Source organism: Arenimonas sp. (genome assembly GCF_022842045.1).
In the GTDB taxonomy this organism is placed as follows: Bacteria; Pseudomonadota; Gammaproteobacteria; order Xanthomonadales; family Xanthomonadaceae; genus Arenimonas.
Window position 1 is genome coordinate 12,781 of record NZ_JALHQI010000030.1, and the last position, 23,673, is coordinate 36,453.

Below are 23,673 nucleotides of genomic sequence, written 5' to 3' on the forward strand. Positions count from 1 at the left end.
GGTCGCCCGGGCTCAGCCCTGCAAGGCGGCCAGCAGGAACATGCGGGCCTTCTGCCAGTCGCGGCGCACGCTGCGCTCGGAGCGTTTCAGCAGGCCGGCGATCTCGGTCTCGGACAGGCCGGCGAAGTAGCGCATCTCGACCACCTGGGCCAGGCGCGGGTCGAGGTCGTGCAGCTTGTTCAGCGCGACATCGAGGCCCAGCATGTCCTCGTCCAGGCGCATGCCGCCGCCGGCGTCCTCGGGCAGGTCGGTGACGCGGTGCAGGTCGCCGCCGCGCTTCACGGCCATGCGCTGGCGGGCGTAGTCCACCACCACCGAGCGCATGGCGCTGGCGGCGTAAGCGAAAAAGTGGGCGCGGTCCTCGAACTCGGCTTCGGCGCGGCCGGCCAGCTTCAGGTAGGCCTCGTGCACCAGGGCGGTGGTGTCGAGCGTGTGGCCGTGCTGCTGGCCGCCCAGCTGGCGCCGGGCCATGCCGTGCAGCTCGCGGTAGAGCGTGGCCAGCACCCGGTCGAGCGCCGACTTGTCGCCGCCGCGCGCGGCACTGAGCCACTGGGTGATGTCAGCCGTTTCGTTCATGGTTCCCCGGGTCCCGTCTGCGCGGGCTGGGGAGACTATAGCCCAAGCCGGGCGGCGTCACCGCTGACAGCGGGAACACCAGGCGGTAGCGCGATTGCCCATCCGCCCATCCTTGATCGGCCTTCCGCAGGCCTTGCAGGGCTCGCCCTCGCGCCCGTACACGAACAGTTCCTGTTCGAAATAGCCGGGCGCCCCGTCCGGGCTCAGGAAGTCGCGCAAGGTGGTGCCGCCGCGGGTGATGGCGTGGGCGAGGATGGTCTTTACGGCCGCGGCCAGCCTGCCGTAGCGGTCGCGGCTCACGCTGCCGGCCGCGCGGCCCGGGGCGATGCCGGCCTGGAACAGGCTCTCGGCGGCGTAGATGTTGCCCACGCCGACCACGATCGCCTGGTCCATCAGGAAGGCCTTCACCGGGGCCTTGCGGCCGCGGCTGCGCTCGAACAGGTAGTCACCGTCGAAATCGTCCGACAGCGGCTCGGGGCCGAGGTGGGCCAGCAGCGCGTGGGTCTCGCCGGCCGGCTGCCAGAGCAGGCAGCCGAAGCGGCGCGGGTCGGTGAAGCGCAGCACCCGGCCCGAGTCCAGGGCCAGGTCCACGTGGTCGTGGGTTTCGACCGGGGTGCGGGCCGGCAGCACCCGCAGCATCCCCGACATGCCCAGATGCAGGACGGCGCTGCCGGGGGCGGTGTCGAGCAGCAGGTATTTCGCACGGCGGCGCACGGACAGCACCGATTGCCCCGGCAGCTCGCGCGCCACCTCGGGCGGGATCGGCCAGCGCAGGTCGGGGCGGCGCAGCACCACGCCGGTGATGCGGCGGCCTTCCACGTGCGGGGCCAGGCCGCGGCGGGTGGTCTCGACTTCGGGCAGTTCGGGCATGGCGGCATTGTAGTTCGCGGCCGGGCGAGGCCCGCGCGAATTGCCGGTTCAGTGGGGCAGGGCTAGCCTAGGCCGATGCGCCCCCACCCTCGCCCTGACTCGTCCCGCCTGCTGGCGCCCCTCCTGCTGCTGGCCCTGGCGCTGCCGGGCGCTGCGGTCGCCACGCCCCCGGGCCCCGCCGACCTGCTGCGCACCGCGGCCGAAACCCTCGCCGACCCGCAGGCCAAGGCCACCAATGACGCCCTGGATGCCGCCGCCGAGGCGGATCGTGAGGCCGCCGCCCTGGCCGAACGCCTGGCCGCGCTGCGCGCCGAGGCCGCGAATGCGCCCGCGCGCAGCCGCGAGCTGACGGCGCAGCTCGAAGTCGACCGCCAGCAATCCCTTCGCGAATGGCAGGCGCGCCTGCCCGCGCGCGCCGACGTCGAGACGCTGGAGATCGCGCTGGAACAGGAGCGCCTGGCGGCCGAACAGCTGCGCAGCCAGATCGAAACCCTCGCTACTGAAATGGCCGCGAGCTTCGCCCAGCCCGCGCGCAGCGGCCAGGAGCTGGCCGCGATCCAGTCGCGCCTGGACGAACTGGCGCAGCCGGCCGCCCCGACGGACGGCGAGCCCGACCCGCTGGTGCGCGCCCGCGCGCTGCGCAACGCCGCCGAGCGCCGCAAGCTCACCGCCGACCTGGCGCTGCGGCAGGCGCAGCAGGACCTGGCCGCCACGCGCCAGCGCCTGCAGGAACTCGAATTGCGCGCGCTGCGCCACCGCCTTGCCTTGCGCGAGCCGCGCCTGGCAGTGCTGCAGCGGCGCATCGCCGACCTGGGCCGCGAGGAGCTCGCTGGCCTGGCGGAGCAGCTCGTGGCGCAGGCCGACGCGCTGGCCACGCAAGACCCGGCCGTCGCCGAGGCCGCGCGCGTCAATCGCGCGCTCGGCGAGGAGCTCGTGGAAACCAACGAGGACCTGGCCCGCCAGCGCAGCGAGCTGGTCGGCGAGGAGGAGGCGCTGGCGCGTGACCTCGCGGGCCTGAAGGACGCCCGCACCCGCCTGGAGCTCGGCGGCCAGAGCGAACAGGTGGGTACCTGGCTATGGGCCGAGCTGCGCCGGCTGGAGCCCGAGGCGCGGCTCAACGATCGCCTCGATGAAATCCGCGAATCCCTCGGACAGCTCCGCCTGCGCCTGATCACGCTCGGCGAACTGCAGCGCGAGCTGGCCGACCTGCCCAACGCCGTGCGCACGCTGCGCCGCTTGGCACCCGGCAGCGAGGAGGACGCGCCGGAAGCTGCGGAAACCGCGCAGGACCCGCTGCCCGCATTGCTGGAGCAGCGCCGCGACCTGGCCGGCCGGCTCGAGCCGTTGATCTGGCGCCACGTCGCGGCGCTAGAGCAGTCCGAACGCAGCCTGCAGGCCCGGCTCGACGCCAACATTGCGCTGCGCACCACGCTCGACCGCCACCTGTTGTGGATCCGCAGCCATCCGCCGGTCGGCGGCGACTGGCTGGCCACCGTGCCGGCCGGCGCGCAGGACCTGGTGAAGCCTTCGCGCTTCGCCACTACCGCGATGCTGGTGCAGCGCGATTTCGCCGAGCGGCCGCTGGCCTACCTCGCCGCACTGCTGCTGGTGGCCGGCCTGTTCGTGCTGCGCCATCGCGCACCGGCGCGCCTTGAAGCGCTGGCGCAAGCCGTGCGCCAGGTTCGCCAGGATCGCTACCGCCGCACCTTCGAATCCCTGGCCTGGACCGTGGCCGGCGCGGTGCCCGGCGCGGCCGCGCTGTTCGCGTCGGGCAAGTTGCTGCAGGGCGTGGGCGACAGCGGCAAGTACAGCGATTCGCTGGGACTCGCGCTGCAGGCGCTGGCCCTGCCGGCATTCACGCTGGCCTTCCTGGCCTGGCTGGTGCGCGAGCGCGGGCTGGCGCACGCGCACTTCCGCTGGACCAAGACCCGCCGCGAGGCGCTGGCGCGCTGGCTGCCGAAGGCGAGGCTGGTGCTGTTGCCGCTGTACTTCGTGGTGGCGCTGTCCTTCATCCGCAACCAGGAACTGGCGATCTCGGTGCCGGGGCGCATCGCGATCGTCATCGCCAGCCTGTTCTCGGCCTGGGTGATGTGGGACCTGCTGCAGCCGGCGCGGCTGTGGCACATGCGCGGGCACGACCCGGAGCCCTCGGGCGCCCGGCGCGTGCTGCGCGCGCTGGTGCCGACGGTGCTGGTGGCGATGGCGCTGCTGGCGCTCGATGGCTACGTGTACTCGTCGGCGATCCTGCTCGATGCCCTGTTCGCCAGCGTGGGCACGGTGACGGCCGTGGCCGTGCTGCACGGGCTGCTGGCGCGCTGGTTCCTGCTGGGCGAACGGCGGCTTGCGCTGCATCGCCAGGACCAGAAGCGCGAGGCGGCCGCGCAGGCCGCGGCGGAAGGCACGGCCGACGCCGAGGATGGCGGCGAGGCGGTGCCCACCGATCTCGAACCCGAGATCACGCTGGAGACGGTGAACGCGCAGAGCCGGCGCCTGCTGCGCGCGTTCAAGCTGACGCTGCTGGTGGTGGGCCTGGCCTGGGTCTGGGCCGACGTGCTGCCGGCGTTCGCGCGCTTCGACGAGATCGCGCTCTGGCACGTCAGCGACACCGCCGAGGACGGCAGTTCGGTGCAGGTGGCGGTGACGCTGATGGCGGTGCTGCTGGGGCTGCTGGCGCTGGCGCTGACCTTCGTGGCGGCGCGTAACCTGCCGGGCCTGCTGGAGATCGGCCTGCGCTCGCGCGCCAACATCGATGCCGCCTCGCGCTACGCCATCACCAGCGTGGCGCGCTACGCGATCGTGCTGTTCGGCGTGGTGCTGGGCCTGGGCCTGCTGGGACTGCACTGGGGCCAGCTGCAGTGGATGGCGGCGGCGCTGACGGTGGGCCTGGGCTTCGGCCTGCAGGAGATCTTCGCCAACTTCGTGTCGGGCCTGATCCTGCTGTTCGAGCGCCCGTTCCGCGTGGGCGACGTGATCACGGTGAACAATCTCGACGGCACCGTGACCCGCATCCGCACCCGCGCCACCACGATCCTGGACTTCGACAACAAGGAAATCGTCGTCCCGAACAAGACCTTCATCACCGGCCAGCTGGTGAACTGGACGCTGAGCGACGAGACCACCCGCATCACCATCAAGGTGGGCGTGGACTACGGCACCGACCCGGCGCTGGTGCACAGGCTGCTGCTGCAGGCCGCGAACGAGAACTCGCGCGTGCTGCAGGACTGGCCGCCGCGCAGCTGGCTGCTGGAGTTCGGCGCCAGCACCCTCGATTTCGAGCTGCGCGTCTTCGTGGCCGCCATGACCGACCGCCTGGCGGTGCGCAACGAAATCAACATGCGCCTGATCGAACTCTTCCACGAACACGGCATCGCCTTCGCCTACCCGCAGCTAGACGTCCACGTCCGCGACCTGCCCGAGAGGCCAACGCAGGCGCGCACGGTGGAGGACCCGCGCGACCCCGGTGCGGCGGCGCGCGGCTGAGCCCGGTCACGGCCCACAAAACAAAAGGGCCCGCCGTCCAGCGGCGGGCCCTTCCTGTGGAGCGGGTCGCTCAGCGCAGCGCGAAGCGTGCTGCTGCGGCCGCGTAGTCGGCGCGACTGACCTCGGTCTCCGGGCCGAAGCTCGCCTGCAGCGTCGGCTGCAGGTCGAACGGGCCCTGTACCAGGCGGAAGGTGGCGGGGATCAGGCCCGCATCAAGCGCCAGCTGCACATAGCCGCGCAGCGCCGCCGGGATCTTGTCCTGGTCGGCCAGCACGTAGCGCGTCCCGTCGAAGGCGACCGTCACATCGCCGGTGTGGGCGCGGGCCGCATCCTGCAGGCCCAGGCTCTGCACCAGCACGTAGGCCAGCCGGTCGCGGCGGACGGTCCCGGTCGGGCCGAACCGGCCCTGCGCATCGGCGCCCAGCAGCGGGTCCTGGCGCTGGAAGGCGTCGCGCAGCACGCCACCGCGCCCGCCGACCGCTTCGGCGAACGGATACAGCGGCGACAGCGGGTCTACGTCCGGGAAGGTGGCGCCAGCGATGGGGTCGGACTGGCGCACGCCCATGCCCATCACCAGGAAGTCGGCCAGCTCGGCACGCAACAGCTTGGCGTCCGGGCGGTAGCGGCCTTGCGCGTCGGCGTCGAGCAGCCGGGCGCTGACGCCGAACTCGACGAACCCCCGGGCCGGGTGGCCGTCCACGTCATTGAGGCCGACGTAGCCGTCGGTACGGATCTGCTTGATGCGCGCAACCACCGTGTCCGGCACGCCGTAGCCGTTGGTCAGCTGCGCCGGGTCAAGCGAGGCTCCCGAGAGACCGCCGATGCCGCGCACCGAGAGCGTCCAGCTGCCTGGGACGCCGGGCGCGGCCACCGCGATGTTCGGGCCAAGCACCGGCAACGAGACGCCGGAACCGTAGCGCTTGCCGTTCGGGTCGGTCAGCACCAGGGCCACCGTGTTGTCGCTCACGTTGGCACTGGCGTTGACCAGCGTCACGCCCGCGGGCACATGGAAACTGACGGAGCCCGCATTGCCCACCGGGCTGAAAGGCACGCTCACCTGTTCATTGCTGGCCACCGACGTCATTGCCCGGGCGTTGAAAGTCCGGCGGGCGTTCACCGTCTGCCCAAAAGCGCCGAGGTCGAATGCGGCTTGGACCGCGGCATGGGCGTTTACGTAGCCCGCGCCGGCCTCCCAGGGGGCGCGGCCCGTCAAGTTGGTCGAGGTTTCCTGCAGGATCTGCTTCACGCCGCGCCAGTCGAGCGACGGATTCGCCTGCAGCATCAGGGCGACGATGCCCGACACGTGCGGTGCGGACATCGACGTGCCCGACTTGCGGCTGTAGTAGACGGCGTCGGCAGCGCCGATCTCCCCGATCTCCGACTGGAGCGACAGGGCGTCGAGCGGGCCACCGGCGGCGCGTGTCGAGTAGATGTTCGCGCCAGGAGCGGTCACGGTTGGCCGGTCTTCCCAGCGCAGCACTTCACCGTCCACGACCACCTCGCCGCCACGGCCGTTTTCGCCACGGGACGAGAAGGAGGCCAGGCCGCCTTGCTTGTCGCCGGCCGCGACGGTGATCACCCAAGGTGCCTTCTTGAACTGGCCGGTGATGGTGCCTTCGCCCGGGCCGGAATTGCCGGCCGAGAACACCACGACCACGCCACGGTCCGCCAGCGCCTTGGTGGCGACGTTGGTCGGGTGGTCGGGATTGAAGTCCGTGCCGGTGTCCGATGTCTGGCCGAAGGAGTTGGACACGACGCGGATGTTGTAGCGCGACTGCTGGCTGAGCGCGTAGTCGAAGCCGCCAAGCGTGTCGAGGATCAACAGTCCGGCGCCCGAACCATAGCCCACCAGGTCGGCGCCCGGGGCGACGCCCTCGAACTTGCCGCCGGGAGAAGCCGCGCCGGTCGCACCGACGATGCCGGCCACGTGCGTGCCGTGGCCGCCCGCGATGTCGGTGTTGGGCACGTTCTCCGTGCGCGTCACCGGCAGCAGGCCGGACACCGAGCGCAGGTTGGTCTGGGCCGCCACGTTCTGGACCACGTGGCGCGGGAAGGTCAGGTCCGGATGGGTGCCGTCGATGCCGGAGTCATTCACGAGCACCGCCACGCCGCGGCCGCTGATGGGCATCCCGTTCTTGCGCAGGGCCGGGTCACGGCGAAGCCGGTCCACGCCGGTCAGTTCGGTGGCCTCATGGTTCTCGTACTGAAGCTCGGCGTTGAGCCAGATCGAACGGACGTCATCCCAACGGTCCAGCTGCAGTACCTGGGCCTGGGTCGCGACCACGCCGGCCATGGGCAGCGATTCGAGCGTGATCCCGTTGAGCCCCAGGGCCAGCAGGCGATCGCGCTGGGCGGACGTCAGGGGCCCGTTCCCATCGAACGTGACGATGACCTCCCGGGCGGCGTCGAACTGGCCGTCGGCGATCAGCGCCTCGAGGTTGGGGTCCAGCGAGGCCGCCAGCGCGGCCGGGGTGAGGCCGAGCAGGGCGGCCGGCAGGGCGGCTGCGAGTGCGGTGCGGTACAGACGGGTTCGGAACATGGGTCAAGCTCCACGGGAACGGAACAAGCAGCATCGGCCTCACCCGCGCCGGAACCTACTCGGCATTACACCCACGGCCACGGGAGGGAAAACCCCCAGCGGCGGTCCGAGGCGGCGACGGGATGGCGATGGCGCTCGCAGTGCCTGGGCCGGGCCGGCTCCGACACCAGGAAGTGAACCTGACCCCGTTTTCCGGGACAATGCGCGCCCCTTGCCGTGCTTCCCGGACATGAACCAGCCCACGCCCCTGCCGCCCGCCCTGGCCGGCGATGACCTGATCGAGCGCCTGCGCGCCGCCGCCGACCTGCTGGAGGCGGTGGCGGCGAACCGCGACGTGCTCGAGGCGCTGCCGATGCCCGAGCAGAAGCGCCTGAAGGCGGCCGTGCACAGGTTCCACAACCCGGACCCCATCGACCACCGCAAGCTGCGTCGCGAGAAGAAGCGCGCCCAGGTGCGCGAGAAGAACGCCCACGACGACGCCGTGCTCAACGCTACCGGCATCCGCGAGCTGCGCAGCAAGCCGGTGTTCACCACCCCGAACTACTTCCCGCCGTCGCAAAAGCCCGTCGACCACATCACCGACGAGCCCGCGCGCGAGACCATCGAGCCGCAGCACTGCTACGTGTGCAAGGAAAAGTACACGCGCATCCACCACTTCTACGACCAGATGTGCCCGGCCTGCGCCGACTTCAATTTCCACAAGCGCACCGAGACCGCCGACCTCACCGGCCGCGTTGCGCTGCTCACCGGCGGCCGCGTCAAGATCGGCTATCAGGCCGGCCTGAAGCTGCTGCGCGCCGGCGCCTCGCTGATCGTCACCACGCGCTTCCCGCGCGACTCGGCCGCGCGCTACGCGGAAGAACCCGACTTCGCCGAGTGGGGCCACCGGCTTGAAGTGTTCGGCCTGGACCTGCGCCATACGCCCAGCGTCGAGGCCTTCTGCCAGACCCTGCTGGCCACGCGCGACCGGCTCGACTTCATCATCAACAACGCCTGCCAGACGGTGCGCCGCCCGCCGGCGTTCTACGCCCACATGATCGCCGGTGAAACCGCCGCGCACTCCGACATGCCCGAACACGTGCGCAAGCTGCTGGGCAGCTACGAAGGCCTGCGCGGCTACGACATCGTGCCCGACGGCAACGCGCTGGTGCACGATGCGGCCGCCGCGCCGGGCCTGGTGCGCGCCGCCGAACTGTCGCAGGTGCCGCTGCTGGCCGAGGAGCTGCTGGGCCAGCAGCACCTGTTCCCCAAGGGCCGCCTGGACGCCGATCTGCAGCAGGTGGACCTGCGCGGCCGCAACTCCTGGCGCCTGCAGATGCACGAGGTGCCGTCGGTGGAGCTGCTGGAAGTGCAGCTGGTGAACGCCATCGCGCCCTTCCTGATCAATGCGCGGCTGAAGCCGCTGATGCTGCGCACGCCCGAGCGCGACAAGCACATCGTCAACGTGTCGGCGATGGAGGGGCAGTTCTACCGCAACTTCAAGACCACCCGGCACCCGCACACCAACATGGCCAAGGCCGCGCTGAACATGATGACGCGCACCTCGGCCGCCGATTACCACGGCGACGGCATCCACATGAACGCGGTGGACACCGGCTGGGTGACCGACGAGGATCCGCTGGAGATCGCCGAGCGCAAGACCCGCGAGGAGCGCTTCCACCCGCCGCTGGACATCGTCGATGGCGCGGCGCGCATCGTCGATCCCATCATCGACGGCTTCAACACCGGCACCCACGTCTGGGGCCAGTTCCTGAAGGACTACCGCCCCACCGATTGGTGAGCGCCTCCTGTGGGAGACCGGGCCAGGGCAGCACCAGCCAGCCCTGGCCATAGAACAGGAAGTAAAGCCCGAAACGCAGCACCGGCCACAGCGCCCGGATGAAGAGTTCGTGGACCGGGTTCTTCATCGGGTCGCCCGGGATCATCAGCCGCTGGCCACGATGGCGGGCCGAGTCTGTGACCGGCGGGCGGGGCCATTACCCATGGGCCGAAGCCGGAAAGACTTGCTTGGACGATGGTCTGATTCGTCGGGGAAACGCGCGGCCAAGCATGGTCGGCGGCACCCGACGCGGGTAACCTTGAGCCAGGCAGCGTGCGGCCACCGGCCGCAGGAGTCCCCATGTCCGACCGCATCCATCCCGTTCCCGCCGCCTTCGAGGCCGCCGCCGCGCTCAAGCGCGCCGACTACGATCGCCTCTACGCCGAATCCCTGCGCGACCCCGAGGCCTTCTGGAGCCAGGTCGGCCGCCGTCTTAAGTGGTCGAAGCCGTACACGCGTGCGAAGGACACCAGCTTCGCGCTCGAAGACTTCCACATCCGCTGGTACGCCGACGGCCAGCTCAACGTCAGCGTGAACTGCCTCGATCGGCACCTGGCCCAGCGCGGCGACAAGACCGCGATCATCTGGGAAGCCGACGACCCGAAGACGCCCTCGCGCCGCATCAGCTACCGCGAGCTGCACGCCGAAGTCTGCCGCCTGGCGAATGCGCTCACCGCGCTGGGCGTGGTGAAGGGCGACCGCGTCACGCTGTACCTGCCGATGATTCCGGAGGCCGCGGTGGCGATGCTGGCCTGCGCGCGCATCGGCGCGATCCACTCGGTGGTGTTCGGCGGCTTCTCGCCCGACTCCATCGCCAACCGCATCGCCGACTGCGCCAGCAAGCTCGTCATCACCGCCGACGAAGGCCTGCGCGGCGGCAAGGCCATCCCGCTCAAGGCCAACGTGGACGAGGCCCTGCGCAAGCCCGGCACCAACACGGTGGAAACCGTGCTGGTGGTGCGCCACACCGGCGGCGGCGTTCCGATGCAGATGCCGCGCGACCGCTGGTACGACGCGGTGGTGTCTTCGCAGCCCGCCACCCATGAAGCGCCAGCGATGGACGCCGAGGACCCGCTGTTCATCCTCTACACCTCCGGCAGCACCGGCAAACCCAAGGGCGTGCTGCACACCACCGGCGGCTACCTCACCTGGGCCAGCTACACGCACGAGTGCGTGTTCGACCTCAAGGACGACGACGTGTTCTGGTGCACGGCCGACGTCGGTTGGGTCACCGGCCACAGCTACGTCGTCTACGGGCCGCTCGCCAACGGGGCCACCACGGTGATGTTCGAGGGCGTTCCGAGCTATCCCGACACCGGCCGCTTCTGGGAAGCGGTGGACAAGCACCAGGTCACCATTTTCTACACCGCACCCACCGCCATTCGCGCACTGATGCGCGAGGGCGATGCGCCGGTGAAGCGCAGCTCGCGGAAATCCATCCGCCTGCTGGGCACCGTCGGCGAGCCCATCAACCCCGAGGCCTGGGAGTGGTACCACCGCGTGGTCGGCGACGAGCGTTGCCCGATCGTGGATACCTGGTGGCAGACCGAGACCGGCGGCATCCTGATTTCGCCGCTGCCGGGCGCGGTGGCCACCAAGCCCGGCTCGGCCACGCGGCCGTTCTTCGGCGTGCAGCCTGCGCTGGCGGATGCGGAGGGCAAGCGGCTGGAGGGCGCCACCGAGGGCAACCTGGTGCTGCTCGATTCCTGGCCGGGCCAGATGCGCACGGTGTATGGCGACCACCAGCGCTTTATCGACACCTACTTCAAGACCTATCCGGGCACGTACTTCACCGGCGACGGCTGCCGGCGCGATGCCGATGGCTATTACTGGATCACCGGGCGCGTGGACGACGTCATCAACGTCTCCGGCCACCGCATGGGCACGGCAGAGGTGGAGAGCGCGCTGGTCGGCCACCCGGCCGTGGCCGAGGCGGCCGTGGTCGGTGCGCCGCACGACATCAAGGGCCAGGGCATCTATGCCTACGTGACGCTGAAGGCCGGCATCGAGCCGACCGACGCGCTGCGCACGGAGCTGGTGGCGCACGTGCGCAAGGACATCGGCCCGATCGCGGCGCCCGACTGGCTGCAGTGGGCGCCGGGCCTGCCGAAGACGCGCAGCGGCAAGATCATGCGGCGCATCCTGCGCAAGATCGCCGAGGCCGGCCCCGACGGCGTCGACCGCGCCGCCCTGGGCGACACCTCCACGCTGGCGGACCCGGCCGTGGTGGACAGCCTGGTCAACGAACGGCAAGGGCGCCTCAAATGAACCAGGGTCATTTGCATTGCCTGCCGCGGTGGCGCAAGCCCGCGGGATGCCCCAGGACTTGCTCGACGCTGGCCTGGAATGCCGCTGAACCCCAGGCGCGGCCCTGCTGGGTGTAGCGGCGAAGCTGGTCGCGGTCGTCGTCGCTGATGCCCGCGGCAACGAGCGCCGAGTAGGCCCGCTGCCGGACCAGGGGATCCTTCGCCGGGTCGGAAGTAGCGTTCGGAATCGATGAGGCAGGAGCGGAAGCGACCCTCCCACAGCGTGCCGGTGCGTTCATGGCGGGCGTTGAAGTAGCGGACGTAGCGGGTGCCGAGCTGCTGCATCATCCGGCGTGTGGCGCCGTCCTCGGCTGCCGTCACCAGGAGATGGACATGGTTGTTCATCAGCACGTAGGCATGGATCGCGCAGCCGTGTCGCTTGGCGGCCTGCCCTAGTTCGTCCAGGGACTGCCGGTAATCACCTCTGTGCCGGAAGCACGCGCATCGGTCCACGCCCCGTTGGATGATGTGCTTGGGCGTGTGGGCGATATCGAACCGGGATTGTGCTGGCATCTGCGGGCTCCGCTGGCGAGTTGGCGCCAGTCTGTCCCGCGGTGCACGCGCAGGCCCTGCGCCATCCACTCAGATCCTCGTGCGAAACCAGCAAATGAACCTGGTTCATTTATGTGCGAGGATCGGGGTGCCGGGCCCGCCCCGCCTGCTGACCAGACGCCCCCACGGCAGGTCCTGCGCCTTCGATCTTTTCTCGACAGGAGTAAGCAGATGCGTAAGTTCGCCACCTGGGCCAAACGCGGCCTCATCGTTCTCTCCCCCCTCGCGCTGTTCGCCGCGATGTCCGCTTCGGCGGCGCCGCACGAGAACAGCGTGCCGGCCGCCGTGCGCGAGGCCCTGCAGCGTGACCTCGGCCTCGCCCCGGGCCAGCTGGCCCAGTATCTGAAGGTCGAGCGCCAGGCGCTGCAGCTCGAGCGCCAGCTCGCCAATGCGCAGGGCGACCGTTTCGCCGGCAGCTGGCTCGAGCGCAAGGCCAACGGCCATTACCAGCTGGTCGTGGCCAGCACCTCGCTGCAGCCTCAGCGCGGCCCCGCCGACACGGAGATCCGCAGCGTGCGCCACAGCCTCGCGGCGCTCGGTGAGTCCAAGCGCGAGCTCGATAAGCTGACGCAGCGCGGCGCCAGGGCCCCGCACGGCGTGTACGGCTGGTTCGTGGACGTGCGCAACAACAGCGTCACGGTGAACATCGCGCCGGGCGGCGAGCAGGCGGCCGTCGACTTCGTCGCCGCCAGTGGTGCCGACGCCGGCACCGTGCGCTTCGAGACCATGGCCTCGGCACCGCGCCCGCTGGCCACGCTGCAGGGCGGCAGCGAGTACCTGTCCAACGACGGCAGCAACTACTACTACTGCTCGGTCGGCTTCGCCGTCACCCGGCAGGGCGCACAGGGCTTCGCCACCGCGGGCCATTGCGGCGCGGCGGGCGACCGCGTCTTCGTGGCGGTCAACCGCCGCACCGTGAGCCAGATCGGCGCCTTCGCGGCGTCCAACTTCCCTGGCGCGGACCGCGCCTGGGTGCAGGTGGACAATAACCACACGCTGCAGCCGGTGGTGGATGGCTACAGCGGAAGCGACATCGTTGTGCGCGGCAGCACCGAAGCACCGATCGGCGCCGCCGTCTGCCGTTCGGGCCGCACCACGGGCCTGCATTGCGGCGTGATCGAAGCCAAGAACGTCACCGTGCAGTACCCGGGCGAACAGGTGAACGGCCTCACCCAGGTCAAGGTGTGCGCCGAGGGCGGCGACTCCGGTGGTTCGTTCATCACCAGCCCCGGCCAGGCCCAGGGCGTGCTCTCGGGCGGCAACTACAGCTGCAAGGGCAAGCAGGCGAAGCTGGCCACCAGCTACTTCCAACCGATCATCCCGCTGCTGCAGGCCTACGGCCTGACCCTCACCACCACGCCCTGATGCAAAAGCGGTACCGGGTTGCCAGCAAATGAACCTGGTTTATTTGTCGTGTGCCATCGATTCGAAGACGCCGTCGCGGCGGACCCAGGCGTGGTACAGGGCGCCGGAGAGATGCAGCAGGATCAGGCCGAAGAAGGCGTAGCCCAACGCGCCGTGAGCGCAGCGCAGCCACGAGTAGAGTGCGGCGTCCTGCGGAGCCAGCGCAGGCAGCACAAAGCCGCCGGGCAGCGCCACGCCGTAGCCGCCGGCCGAGGACATCGCCCAGCCCAGCAGCGGCATCGCGAACATCAGCGTGTACAGCAGCACATGCGATGCGCGGGCGACGCGCGCCTGCAGCGCCGGCACCGAATCCGGCAACGCCGGCGCCGGATGGCGCCACCGGTGCCACAGCCGCCAGGCGGCCAGCACCAGCACCAGCAGGCCCAGCGGCCGGTGCAGCGCCAGCAGCCACGGCCGCGCCTCCAGCGAAGCCACCATGCCCACGCCGATGAAGATCATCGCCAGGATCATCGCCGCCATCGCCCAGTGCAGCCAGCGCGCGGTGCGGTCGTAGTGCGTTTTCGTGGACATCAGTGGGCCTCCCCGGCCGCGGCGCGCTCGCGCTGGCGGCGGTTGAACGACACCGCGTAGGCCGCGGCACGCGCCGCCAGCACCGGATCGGCCGACGCGGCGATGCCTTCCGGCAGGATGGTCGGGTCGAAGTTGATGTCTCGGCAGTTGCCGTCGGCCTCGGCGTACGCGCGCTCGAGCACGAAGGTACCCGCGGCCACGCGCGTGCGGTCTTCGGGCCAGGGCTGCGAAGGGTTCTCGATGGGGTCGCCGTCTTCGGCCAGCGTCACGGCCAGCGTCCAGCGCACCGGGCCGGCGGCCAGGCGCGTGGCTAGCTCATCGGCCAGGTAGCTGGCTTCGGCCGCCTGGCGCTGTTCGGCCGGGAAGTCCTCGAACGGCGCCTGCGGCACGAACGACCAGCGCACGTGGCGCGCCTCGCCGGCGGCATTGGTGAATCGGAAAGCATGCACGCCGTTGTAAGCGGTATTCGCATAGCTGCTGGACCAGGGCGCCGACTGCGCCCAGGCCATGAAGTTGGCAATCTCGGGGTGGCGCTCGGCGAAGGCCTTCTGTTTGGCCGGGTCGGGCTTACCCGTGGCCGGATCGGGCCGCGAGGCCAGGATCTGTTCGGCGAAGGCCTGCGGCGTCGACACCGCGAAGAAGGGGAAGCTGTTCATCGCCAGCCGCCACTGCTGCCCGTCGTCGGTGTCGAGCTGCAGCGCCAGGCTGCGCACGCGCGCCATGGCCTCGGGGCCGTTCGGGTCGCCTCCGCCGATGGACATGCGGCCCACCGCCGGGGTGCGCGCCTGGCTGAAAACGCGCGCCTTCGACAGCGCCGCGCCTTCGGGCGTGGGCTCGAAATAGCCGGCCACGCACACCCCGCGCGCATGCGCCCGCCGGAACCCGACGAAGGGCTTGCCGTTCTCGATGGTGTCGACCAGGCGCGGTGCCGTCACGCGCGCCGGCGTCAGCCAACCGGCGGTCCAGGCCAGCGCCGCGGCCAGGCCGCCCACCACGGCGGCAATGCCCAGGAACGGGAGCAAAGGGCGCCAGCGCGGCGGGGCAGGGGGCAGCGGTTCGTTCATGACGGTACTCGCGATTCGGACAAGAAAGTAAGCCACACCCCCCCGTTGGCCGCAGGTGAATCAAATGAACCTGGTTCATTTGATTGGGCCGGGACCATGGGCACACGAATCCGGCGGCCGGGTTCACCTAGGATCGGGCAAGGCCCGCGCCGCGGGTCCCATGGCCGATGAAGATGAACCTGGTACCGCTATTACGACGCCTGTGGCAGGTGCTGCGCCAGCTGCTCCTGGCCATGGCCCTGGTCGTCGGCACCGCCCTGGCGTTCCGGTTCCTGCTGTACCCGGCGGTGCTGTGGGCCTTCGACCCGGGTCCGGTGGTCGCTACCCAGGTCAAGCGGTTTGGCATCCTGGTGTTCGCCACCGTGGGCTACTGGCTTTACATGCGCTACGTGCGCAGGCGACCGGCCATCGAGCTGCGGCCGGCGCCGGTCGGGGCCGCGCTCGGCGGGCTGGCGGGGGCCGGGCTGATTGGCCTGGCGCTGCTGCCGCTGTTCGCGTTCGGCGCCTATGCGGTGACCACGCAGCGGGGATTCCAGCCGGGCTTGCTGGAAATCGCGGGCTTCCTGTTCGTGGCCGCGATGCTCGAAGAGCTGGTCTATCGCGGCGTGCTGTTCCAGACGCTCGAGTCGGCCTGGGGCACGGTGCCGGCGCTGTGGCTGCAGTCGCTGGTGTTCGGCGTCGCCCACCTCGAGAACGTGTTCGCGCTGAACGGCAGCGGCTGGGACCTGGCCGCCACCGTGCTTTCGGTGACCCTGCTGGGCGCGATGTGGACGCTGCTGTTCGTGCTCACGCGAAACCTTTGGATCTGCGGGCTGAACCACTTCGCCTGGAACTTCACCATCCTGTGCAGCGGCGTGCCGCTGTCGGGCATCGAGGACTGGCGCGCGCAGGCGCCGATCGAAACCGCCTACCGCGCACCCGACTGGCTCACCGGCGGCCTGTTCGGTCCCGAGAACTCGGCGGTGACGCTGGTGTTGGTGGGCCTGGCGGTGGGCGGCATGCTTCAATGGGCCGCGAAGCACGCCCGTCTCAGGCCCGCCCCCGCCTCCGCCGCATGAGCCGCGCCCCACAGCGCGGTCCATGAACCGCACCTCCAGCGCCTGCGAAGGATCGTCGGGAATCGCGCCCAGGAACGCGCGCAGGCTCGCCGGCTTCGCGCAGGGCCTGCCTTCGGTCGCCGAGCCACGCCACGCCGGACAGCAGCCCGACGTAGACGAGCGACACCAGCAGCACCCCGCCTGGAATCACGGCCCCTCCCCCGCGAATCAGCGCCCCCGGAGTGAAGTAGCAAATGAACCAGGTTCATTTGCTAGACCAAAGTCGAAGGCGGGCGGGACATGAACGCGGGCCCGTCGCTCACAGGCACGTAACGGACGCCGGCCGGCAAGGCGCGTACCGTCGGTCTTGCGCTACGACGCAAGGTCGTAACGGCCACTCAGCCGCGCCGCAACACCCTTCCTTACTCCGCACTGAGCCCCCCGCCCCTGCCCCCGCAGGGGTCACGGCGTCTGCCGTCCCGGATCCGCCCCCGCGGATCCACCCCCGCGGATCCACCCAGAAGGAATCCCCATGACCAACCACACCTCCCCCTCGACCCCGGTCGCCGCCAAGGCCGCCCCGGCCACGATGAACCTGATCGACACTGCCGCCGCCAACGGCAGCTTCAAGACCTTCGGCAAGGCGATCGAGCAGGCCGGCCTGGCCGACTCGCTGCGCGCGACCGGTCCGTTCACGGTGTTCGCCCCCACCGACGCCGCGTTCGACAAGCTGCCGGCCGGCAAGCTCGAAGGCCTGATGAAGCCGGAGAACAAGGATGAACTCGCCGGCATCCTCAACTACCACGTCGTGAAGGGCAGCCAGTCGGCGGCCACCATCGGCAAGTGGGATTCGGCGCGCACGCTGCAGGGCCAGTCGGCCCCGATCAAGATGGCCGACGGCAAATGCTGCGTGGACGGCGCCAACGTCACCCAGGCCGACATCGCCACCAGCAACGGCGTGATCCACGCGATCGACAAGGTGAACCTGCCGACGGCGCTGGCGGCGGAAGCCAAGGCCGACGGCACGCCGTCCAAGCCTGCGGTGCCCACCAAGCAGTAGCGCTGCGAAACCGGGCGGCGGCGGGGGAGTCCCCCCCGGCCGCCGCATTCGCGGCAACCCGCGAGACGGGCGTGACGTACGTCCGCGTAGGGTGCCAGAACCATCAAATGAACCGGGTCCATTTGTTGCCTGGGCGCGGGGCTGCCGTCAAAATCGGGGCATGCCCGTTACCTGCCACGCCGAACGCTCGCTCCCCTGCCGCCCCGAAGTCGCCTTCGCGCTGGCCACCGACCCGGACCGCTTCCCGACCTTCTTCACCGGTTTCGGGCCGATCCCGGCCGTGCGCGGGATCCGGCTGCACTCGCCGCTGGCGGTGGGCAGCCAGCGCCGCGTGCACAACGCCGACGGCACCGTGCTCAGCGAGCGCGTCATCGCCCATGACCCGCCGGTGCGCCACGCCTACACGCTCAGCGGCTTCCGGCCGCCGTTCGCGTGGCTGGTCACCAAGGGCGAGGCCAACTGGACCATCACCGGCCACGAGTTCGGCTCGCGCGTGCGCTGGGACTACGAGTTCGAACTGACCCGCCGCTGGCTGTGGCCGGTCGCCGCGCTGGTGCTGAAGCTGTTCATGGCCCGCGCGATGCACCGCTGCCTGAAGAACATGTCGCGCGCGCTGACGACCCCCGACCCGGCCCCTGGCAAGCCCTGATGGGCGAGTGGCTCCTGCTGGCGATGGCGCCCGTGTTCCTGGGCTTCATCGGCTGGGAGGCCTGGCACTGGCACCGCCGCGGCGTGCCGCACTACAGCCTGCGCGACACGCTTTCCAACGCCGCCCTCGCATTGATGCACCAGGCGGCCGACGCCGTGCCCACCACCGCATCCGCTGGATGTGGGCCTCGCACGTGGTGCACCACTCCTCGGAGCGGCTGAACCTGTCCACCGCGTTCCGGCAAAGCCTCACCTACCCGGTGTCGGGCATGTGGATGTTCTGGCTGCCGCTGGCCTTGCTCGGGTTCTCGCCGCCGCACATCGTGATCGTGGTGGCGATCAACCTGGGCTTCCAGTTCTTCGTCCACACGCAGGCGGTGGGGAAGCTGGGCTGGCTGGAAAAGGTGTTCAACACGCCCTCGCACCACCGCGTGCACCATGCGCGCAACGGCAAGTACATCGACCGCAACTACGCCGGCGTGCTGATCGTCTGGGACAAGCTGTTCGGCAGTTTCGTCGAAGAGGACCTGGACGTCCCCTGCGAGTACGGCATCGTCAAGCCCGTGCGCACCCACGACCCGCTCACGCTCACCTTCCACGAGTGGCGCGACATGCTGCGTGACGCGGCGCGGCCGCAGTCGCTGCGTTCCCGGCTGGGGCAACTGTTCGGGCCGCCGGAAAAGGCGCATTCGCAGGGTCCCACCTAAGGTCGTATTGACGCCGCCGCGGGCCAGAAGGCGCGCGTGGCCGCGGCCAGCGAGGCGTCGCGCTTCGCCGAGGTCGGCCCGTGCGATTTGTTCGGTGCGTGCGCTCACCGGCTTCCCGCTGCCGATCCCGCGCCAGGAGCTGGCCCTGGCCTGGCTGTCGCTGTCGCGGGGGTGACGGCGGACAAAAGAAAACCCGCCACGCGGGCGGGTTTTCCTGGAACTCCACGCAGGAGGCAAGGCTTACTTGATCTTGCCTTCCTTGTACATCACGTGCTTGCGGACGACGGGATCGTACTTCTTGATCTCCATCTTGCCCGGGGTGGTCTTCTTGTTCTTGTCGGTCGTGTAGAAATGACCGGTGCCGGCCGAAGACGTCAGGCGAATCTTGTCGCGCTTGGAAGCCATGGTTCAGTCCTCCTCAGATCTTTTCGCCGCGGGCGCGGAGATCGGCGAGCACGGCGTCGATGCCGTTCTTGTCGATGGTGCGCAGGGCGTTGGCGGAAACACGCAGCTTCACCCAGCGGTTCTCCGAGGCTACCCAGAAGCGGCGCTCGTGCAGGTTGGGAAGGAAACGGCGGCGGGTCTTGTTGTTGGCATGCGAGACGTTGTTACCCGTCATCACTTTCTTGCCGGTCACTTGGCAAACTCGACTCATGGTGCAACTCCTGGGTCAGGACTGGCCACCCATAGCCCGGGCGGCGGCGGCCCCGCGCGGCTGGCCCGAAGGCCCGGCAGGCGCATGCGATGCGGGATGTTGCAGACGCTCCGCCAGGGACCGGAATCGCACTTCCGGGGCCAGGGCCGAGGGCAGGTGCGGAGCGAGCCGCGCATTATGCCTTCGCCGGCAAGCACTTACAACTCCGGGGATCATTGTCCCTGCGCGGCCCGGTCCCGGCGCCAGCCGCGGTGGCGGATGTCGAGGTTGAGGCTGTAGGCGGCGGTCAGGGTGGGGAAGAGGTTCTGGAGGACCCCCACCGAGTCCTGCTTGGCCGAGAACATGAAATAGCTCAGGGTCATCAGGGCGCCGGCCAGGCTCATGTACCAGAACACCCGCGGGATCACCGGCTTGCCGGCGCGGCGGGACGCGATGAGCTGGACCACCCAGCGCCCGCCGAACATCAGCGCGCCGGTGTAACCCACCAGCTTCCACGGGGTGACGTGCAGGCCGGTCCAGTCCAGGCACATCAGTTCCTGGTTCATGAAGCTCATGGCAACTCCCTGACGCTCGTGAGTTGGTTGCGCTTGATCAGCCAGGCCACGCCGACCAGGTCGCGGATGCCAACCAGGGCGCGGCCCAGGTTGGTGTACTTGGACTGCCCAGCGCCGCGCGGGCGGTGGTTCACCGGCACGCTGACCGTGCGCCAGCCGGCGCGCTGCATCAGCGCGGGCAGGTAGCGGTGCATGTGGTCGAACCACGGCAGCTCGAGGAAAGCCTCGCGCTCGAACAGCTTGGTGCCGCAGCCGGTGTCGGGGGTGGCGTCGCGCAGCAGCCGCGAGCGGATGCCGTTGGCCCACTTCGAGGCCCACTTCTTGCTGCCGCTGTCCTGGCGGTTCGTGCGCCAGCCGGCGTAGAGCTTCACGTCGGGCGGGCCGGCGTCGCGCGCCGCCAGCAGCCTGGGCAGGTCGGCCGGGTCGTTCTGGCCGTCGCCGTCCAGGGTGGCGACCCAGGGCGCGCGGGCGGCGCGGATGCCGGTGCGCAGGCCGGTGCTCTGGCCGCACTGGCGAGCGTGGCTGAGCACGCGCAGTTCCGGGCAGCGGGCCTTGGCGGCCTGCAGTACGGCCAGGGTGTCGTCGGTGCTGTGGTCGTCGACCACGATTAGTTCGAAGGCGAGGTGGCCGCGCAGCGCGGCGACGACTTCGTCCACGAGCCCGGGCAGGTTGCCGGCCTCGTTGAAGGCGGGGACGACGACCGAAACAAGGGGTGGCGACACGTTGGCGGCTTTGGGCCCGGGGCCCGCGGGGAAGGGGCCGCCATTATGGCGGGCCTTACATTAAGAAAATCTTATGTAAGGCCCGGGCAAGGCCGCTTCTACTGACCGCCGCGTAAACGCTCGAGGATGCCGTCGAGGGTATCGAGCCCGTGGTAGCTGATCACCAGCTTGCCGCGGCCGCCGCGGCCGTGCTGCACGGCGACCTTGGCGCTGAGCTTTTCGGACAGCTCGCGCTCGAGGGCGGCGATGTCGGCGTCGATCTTCTTGCCGTTGGGCTTGGCCGGCTTCTTCGAGGGAATCTGGCCCTTGCCCAGCAGCTGGGCGCGGCGCTCGACCTCGCGCACCGACCAGCCCTCGGCCACGGCTTCCTTCGCCAGCGCCAGCGCCGCCTGCGGGGCCAGGGTGAGCAGGGCGCGGGCGTGGCCCATTTCCAGCTGCTTGGTCTCGAGCAGCTCGCGGATGCCGTCGGGCAGCTCGAGCAGGCGCAGAAGGTTCGACACCGCGGCGCGCGAGCGGCCCACGGCCTCGGCGGCCTGCTGGTGGGTAAGGCTGAATTCGTCGATCAGGCGGCTCAGGGCCTGGGCCTCTTCCAGCGGGTTGAGGTCTTCGCGCTGGATGTTCTCGATCAGCGCCATGGCGATCACGGCGCGGTCGTCGACCTCGCGCAGCACCACCGGCACGTCGCTCAGGCCGGCCTGGGTGGCGGCGCGCCAGCGGCGTTCGCCGGCGATGATCTCGTAGCGGGGCTGGCCGTCCTTGCCGGTGCCGATCTCGCGGACCACGATCGGCTGGATCAGGCCCTGGGCCTTGATGGATTCGGCCAGCTCGGTGAGCTTGGCCGGGTCCATGCCGGTGCGCGGCTGGTACTTGCCGGGCTGCAGGTGGTCGATGGGCAGGCTGCGCAGGCCTTCGCCCGGCGCCGCCGCGGATTCGGCGACGGGCGCCGCGCCTTTGTTGCCCGTGCCCAGCAGGGCCTCCAGGCCGCGGCCGAGGCCGCGCTTCTTGGTGCTCATGCCGACTCCTTCAACAGCTTTTTCTCGCGCCGCACGATCTCGCCGGCCAGCCCCAGGTAGGCGATGCCGCCGCGCGAGGCGCGGTCATAGCCGACGATGCTCTGGCCGTGGCTGGGCGCCTCGGCCAGGCGCACGTTGCGCGGGATGATCGAGCGGAAGACCTTGTCGCCGAAATGCTTGGTGAGCTCGCCCGAGACCGCGTTGGCGAGGTTGTTGCGCACGTCGAACATGGTCCGGACGATGCCCTCGATCTCCAGCGCCGGGTTGAGCTTGCCCTTGAGCGCGTTGATGGTGTCCACCAGCGAGCTCAGGCCCTCGAGCGCGAAGTACTCGCACTGCATCGGCACGATCACGCCGTCGGCCGCGGCCAGGGCGTTGAGGGTGAGCAGGGACAGCGAGGGCGGGCAGTCGACGATGATGTAGTCGTATTGGTCGCGCACGGCGGCCAGCGCGGTCTTGAGCCGCTGCTCGCGGGCCGACTCGTCCATCAGCCGGATTTCGGCGGCGGTCAGGTCGATGTTGCCGGGCAGCAGGTCGTAGTTTTCCGGGGTGGTGACGATGGCGGCGCTGGCGGGGCACTCGCCCAGCAGCACTTCGCAGCTGGAGTTCTCCAGCTCGCGCTTGTCCACGCCCGAGGCCATGGTGGCGTTGCCCTGCGGATCCATGTCCACCAGCAGCACCTTGCGCGGGACCGCGGCGAGCGCGGCGGCCAGGTTCACGGCGGTGGTGGTCTTGCCCACGCCGCCCTTCTGGTTGGCGATGGCGATGATGCGGCCCATGCAGACTCCTGGCGCCGGTCGCGGTGACCGGGGGTTGGTGGCGCGGATCGGGCCGTGGCCCGAACGGGGGATTATGCCGCCTGCGGCGGGTCGCGGGTGATCGTGACCAGGTGGCGGTCGCCGGCCAGGCCCGGGACCGCCAGCGGCTGCACCGAATCGAGCCGCCAGCCGGGCGGCAGCCCCGCCAGCTCGGCCTCCGGGTACTGGCCCTTCATGGCCAACAGCCGGCCCCCGGGCGAAAGCAGGTGGCCGCCGACCTGCAGGATGCCGGCCAGGGTGTCCATGGCGCGGGCGGTGATCTGGTCGTACTGGCCGGGTTCGTCCACGGCCTCGGCGCGGGCATCGAGCACGCGCACGTTGTCCAGGCCCAGCTGGCGCACGGCCTCGCGCAGGAACCGGCACTTCTTGCTGATGCTCTCGACCAGGGTGACCTGCAGGCCCGGCACCGCCAGCGCCAGCGGGATGCCCGGCAGGCCCGGGCCGGTGCCCAGGTCGGCCAGCTGGCCCGGCTGCACGTGCTTCCACATCGACAGCGAATCGAGTAGGTGCTTGGACAGCATCTCGCGCGGGTCGCGGATGGCGGTGAGGTTGTAGGTGTGGTTCCAGCGCTCGAGCAGGGCCAGGTAGTCGAGCAGGCGCCCGGCCAGCGGCTGCGCCGGCAGGCCCAGTGCGACGAGACCCGATTCAAGTTCGGGAAGCAAATGCGAAAGCGGATTCATGCCCGCCATTGTCGCGGCAAAAAAGGGGTCGGAGTAAATATTTGTTTGAAACGGGCAGGCGAGCCGAGCCGTTTCAAGCAAATATTTACTCCGACCCTTTTTCGGCCTTCAGGCGGCGTGGAGGGCGGCGCGGATGACGCGCAGGCCCATGGCGCCGATGCGGCGGTTGATCTCGGCCTTGAACTGATCGACGGCGGGGGTGGGCAGGCTGGCCAGCACGTCGCGGGCCTGGTCGGTGACCAGGGCGTCGACCCGGTCGAGGTCGGCGCCGGCCTGGGCCGGGTCGAGGATCTGGTAGTAGAGCTCGGCGTGCGCGCCCTGCTCGGCGGGAATGTCGAGGTGGTGGCCGATCAGGCAGACCGGCTGGCCCAGCTGGTCCAGGCCCGGCACGGTCCAGCGCCAGCCGGCGCCCAGGGCCCGCACGAAGCGCCCGAACCGATGCACCGTGACCACGCAGTTGTCGGGCACCCGCCGGAAACCGGTGAGCCAGGCCAGGGAGGCCAGGGGCAGGGGAAGCGGCAGCAGCGGGCTCATGATTGCCAACGGGATCGGGGGGTTAGGAAGTTTTGCTCAAGCATAACCTCCGAAACGTGACTGGTTTCACAATACGGACAGGCCGGGCTTGACGGCCCGGGGCG

22 protein-coding genes and 1 pseudogene are annotated in these 23,673 nt (G+C 70.1%); 9 read left to right on the forward strand and 14 right to left on the reverse strand.

All coding sequences use genetic code 11. The features are described from left to right. Window positions 1-12: 12 nt before the first annotated feature. Both Q0C12_RS08100 and mutM read right to left on the reverse strand, forming a co-directional pair. Window positions 13-576 (reverse strand): ECF-type sigma factor, encoded by a 564-nt coding sequence (locus Q0C12_RS08100; protein WP_034212732.1) that lies wholly within the window; start codon window positions 574-576, stop codon window positions 13-15. A 57-nt stretch (window positions 577-633) separates the two neighbouring features. Beyond that, a complete protein-coding gene (gene mutM / locus Q0C12_RS08105; RefSeq protein ID WP_290888724.1) occupies window positions 634-1,446 on the reverse strand; it encodes a bifunctional DNA-formamidopyrimidine glycosylase/DNA-(apurinic or apyrimidinic site) lyase in 813 nt (270 codons plus the stop codon). A 75-nt stretch (window positions 1,447-1,521) separates the two neighbouring features. Between mutM and Q0C12_RS08110 the strand changes: the two genes are divergently transcribed. Then, the gene (locus tag Q0C12_RS08110) at window positions 1,522-4,926 is read left to right on the forward strand and encodes a mechanosensitive ion channel domain-containing protein (protein ID WP_290888726.1); all 3,405 of its coding nucleotides are present in this window, start codon (window positions 1,522-1,524) and stop codon (window positions 4,924-4,926) included. Between the two features lie 70 nt (window positions 4,927-4,996). Here Q0C12_RS08110 and Q0C12_RS08115 read toward each other — a convergent pair whose 3' ends face one another. Further along, window positions 4,997-7,465, reverse strand: coding sequence for a S8 family serine peptidase (locus tag Q0C12_RS08115; RefSeq protein WP_290888729.1), 2,469 nt, complete (start codon window positions 7,463-7,465; stop codon window positions 4,997-4,999). A gap of 229 nt (window positions 7,466-7,694) precedes the next feature. On the opposite strand from Q0C12_RS08115, the gene Q0C12_RS08120 reads away from it, so the two are divergent. Both Q0C12_RS08120 and acs read left to right on the forward strand, forming a co-directional pair. Further along, window positions 7,695-9,245 carry an SDR family oxidoreductase gene (locus Q0C12_RS08120; protein ID WP_290888732.1) on the forward strand — a complete coding sequence of 517 codons (1,551 nt, stop codon included), beginning with the start codon at window positions 7,695-7,697 and terminating at the stop codon, window positions 9,243-9,245. A gap of 339 nt (window positions 9,246-9,584) precedes the next feature. After that, on the forward strand, window positions 9,585-11,552 hold the full coding sequence (acs, locus tag Q0C12_RS08125; protein ID WP_290888735.1) for an acetate--CoA ligase: 1,968 nt from the start codon (window positions 9,585-9,587) through the stop codon (window positions 11,550-11,552). A 281-nt stretch (window positions 11,553-11,833) separates the two neighbouring features. On the opposite strand, the pseudogene Q0C12_RS08130 reads toward acs, so the two are convergent. Then, window positions 11,834-12,103 (reverse strand): annotated as a pseudogene (locus Q0C12_RS08130) (transposase); the annotation flags it as partial. 210 nt (window positions 12,104-12,313) lie between these two features. Here Q0C12_RS08130 and Q0C12_RS08135 point away from each other — a divergent pair. Continuing rightward, window positions 12,314-13,507 (forward strand): S1 family peptidase, encoded by a 1,194-nt coding sequence (locus Q0C12_RS08135; RefSeq protein ID WP_290888738.1) that lies wholly within the window; start codon window positions 12,314-12,316, stop codon window positions 13,505-13,507. Window positions 13,508-13,546: 39 nt separating this feature from the next. Here the strand turns inward: Q0C12_RS08135 and Q0C12_RS08140 are convergent, their stop codons facing one another. Both Q0C12_RS08140 and Q0C12_RS08145 read right to left on the reverse strand, forming a co-directional pair. Continuing rightward, on the reverse strand, window positions 13,547-14,077 hold the full coding sequence (locus Q0C12_RS08140) for a cytochrome b (RefSeq protein WP_290888741.1): 531 nt from the start codon (window positions 14,075-14,077) through the stop codon (window positions 13,547-13,549). Further along, the gene (locus Q0C12_RS08145) at window positions 14,077-15,141 is read right to left on the reverse strand and encodes a catalase family peroxidase (RefSeq protein ID WP_290888744.1); all 1,065 of its coding nucleotides are present in this window, start codon (window positions 15,139-15,141) and stop codon (window positions 14,077-14,079) included. The genes Q0C12_RS08140 and Q0C12_RS08145 overlap by 1 nt, the downstream gene beginning before the upstream one ends. Before the next feature lie 167 nt (window positions 15,142-15,308). Between Q0C12_RS08145 and Q0C12_RS08150 the strand changes: the two genes are divergently transcribed. The 5 genes from Q0C12_RS08150 to Q0C12_RS08170 all read left to right on the forward strand — a co-directional run bounded on the left by Q0C12_RS08150 (window position 15,309) and on the right by Q0C12_RS08170 (window position 18,593). Beyond that, complete coding sequence (locus tag Q0C12_RS08150) at window positions 15,309-16,199, forward strand: type II CAAX endopeptidase family protein (RefSeq protein ID WP_290888747.1); 891 nt, start codon at window positions 15,309-15,311, stop codon at window positions 16,197-16,199. 511 nt (window positions 16,200-16,710) lie between these two features. After that, window positions 16,711-17,238, forward strand: a complete 528-nt coding sequence (locus Q0C12_RS08155; RefSeq protein WP_290888750.1) for a fasciclin domain-containing protein — start codon at window positions 16,711-16,713, stop codon at window positions 17,236-17,238. 160 nt (window positions 17,239-17,398) lie between these two features. Further along, entirely contained in the window at window positions 17,399-17,887 is a 489-nt protein-coding gene (locus Q0C12_RS08160; protein WP_290888753.1) for an SRPBCC family protein, read from the forward strand. Then, the gene (locus Q0C12_RS08165) at window positions 17,887-18,108 is read left to right on the forward strand and encodes a hypothetical protein (RefSeq protein ID WP_290888756.1); all 222 of its coding nucleotides are present in this window, start codon (window positions 17,887-17,889) and stop codon (window positions 18,106-18,108) included. Before Q0C12_RS08160 ends, Q0C12_RS08165 begins: the two co-directional genes overlap by 1 nt. After that, window positions 18,066-18,593, forward strand: a complete 528-nt coding sequence (locus Q0C12_RS08170) for a sterol desaturase family protein (protein ID WP_290888758.1) — start codon at window positions 18,066-18,068, stop codon at window positions 18,591-18,593. Before Q0C12_RS08165 ends, Q0C12_RS08170 begins: the two co-directional genes overlap by 43 nt. Window positions 18,594-18,833: 240 nt before the next feature. On the opposite strand, the gene rpmG is transcribed toward Q0C12_RS08170, so the two are convergent. The 8 genes from rpmG to Q0C12_RS08210 form a co-directional block, all read right to left on the reverse strand. Beyond that, window positions 18,834-18,998, reverse strand: coding sequence for a 50S ribosomal protein L33 (gene rpmG, locus Q0C12_RS08175; RefSeq protein WP_034212689.1), 165 nt, complete (start codon window positions 18,996-18,998; stop codon window positions 18,834-18,836). A 13-nt stretch (window positions 18,999-19,011) separates the two neighbouring features. Beyond that, the gene (rpmB, locus tag Q0C12_RS08180) at window positions 19,012-19,248 is read right to left on the reverse strand and encodes a 50S ribosomal protein L28 (RefSeq protein ID WP_034212687.1); all 237 of its coding nucleotides are present in this window, start codon (window positions 19,246-19,248) and stop codon (window positions 19,012-19,014) included. Between the two features lie 212 nt (window positions 19,249-19,460). Beyond that, entirely contained in the window at window positions 19,461-19,802 is a 342-nt protein-coding gene (locus Q0C12_RS08185) for a lipid-A-disaccharide synthase N-terminal domain-containing protein (RefSeq protein ID WP_290888763.1), read from the reverse strand. Continuing rightward, on the reverse strand, window positions 19,799-20,524 hold the full coding sequence (locus tag Q0C12_RS08190) for a glycosyltransferase family 2 protein (protein WP_290888766.1): 726 nt from the start codon (window positions 20,522-20,524) through the stop codon (window positions 19,799-19,801). The genes Q0C12_RS08185 and Q0C12_RS08190 overlap by 4 nt, the downstream gene beginning before the upstream one ends. Before the next feature lie 98 nt (window positions 20,525-20,622). After that, on the reverse strand, window positions 20,623-21,537 hold the full coding sequence (locus tag Q0C12_RS08195) for a ParB/RepB/Spo0J family partition protein (protein ID WP_290888769.1): 915 nt from the start codon (window positions 21,535-21,537) through the stop codon (window positions 20,623-20,625). Further along, window positions 21,534-22,316: a ParA family protein gene (locus tag Q0C12_RS08200; RefSeq protein WP_290888771.1), complete on the reverse strand. Its 783-nt coding sequence runs from the start codon at window positions 22,314-22,316 to the stop codon at window positions 21,534-21,536. The genes Q0C12_RS08195 and Q0C12_RS08200 overlap by 4 nt, the downstream gene beginning before the upstream one ends. Window positions 22,317-22,387: 71 nt before the next feature. Further along, window positions 22,388-23,035 carry a 16S rRNA (guanine(527)-N(7))-methyltransferase RsmG gene (gene rsmG / locus Q0C12_RS08205; protein ID WP_290888774.1) on the reverse strand — a complete coding sequence of 216 codons (648 nt, stop codon included), beginning with the start codon at window positions 23,033-23,035 and terminating at the stop codon, window positions 22,388-22,390. Between the two features lie 108 nt (window positions 23,036-23,143). Next, window positions 23,144-23,569 (reverse strand): hypothetical protein, encoded by a 426-nt coding sequence (locus Q0C12_RS08210; protein WP_290888776.1) that lies wholly within the window; start codon window positions 23,567-23,569, stop codon window positions 23,144-23,146. Window positions 23,570-23,673 lie beyond the last annotated feature (104 nt).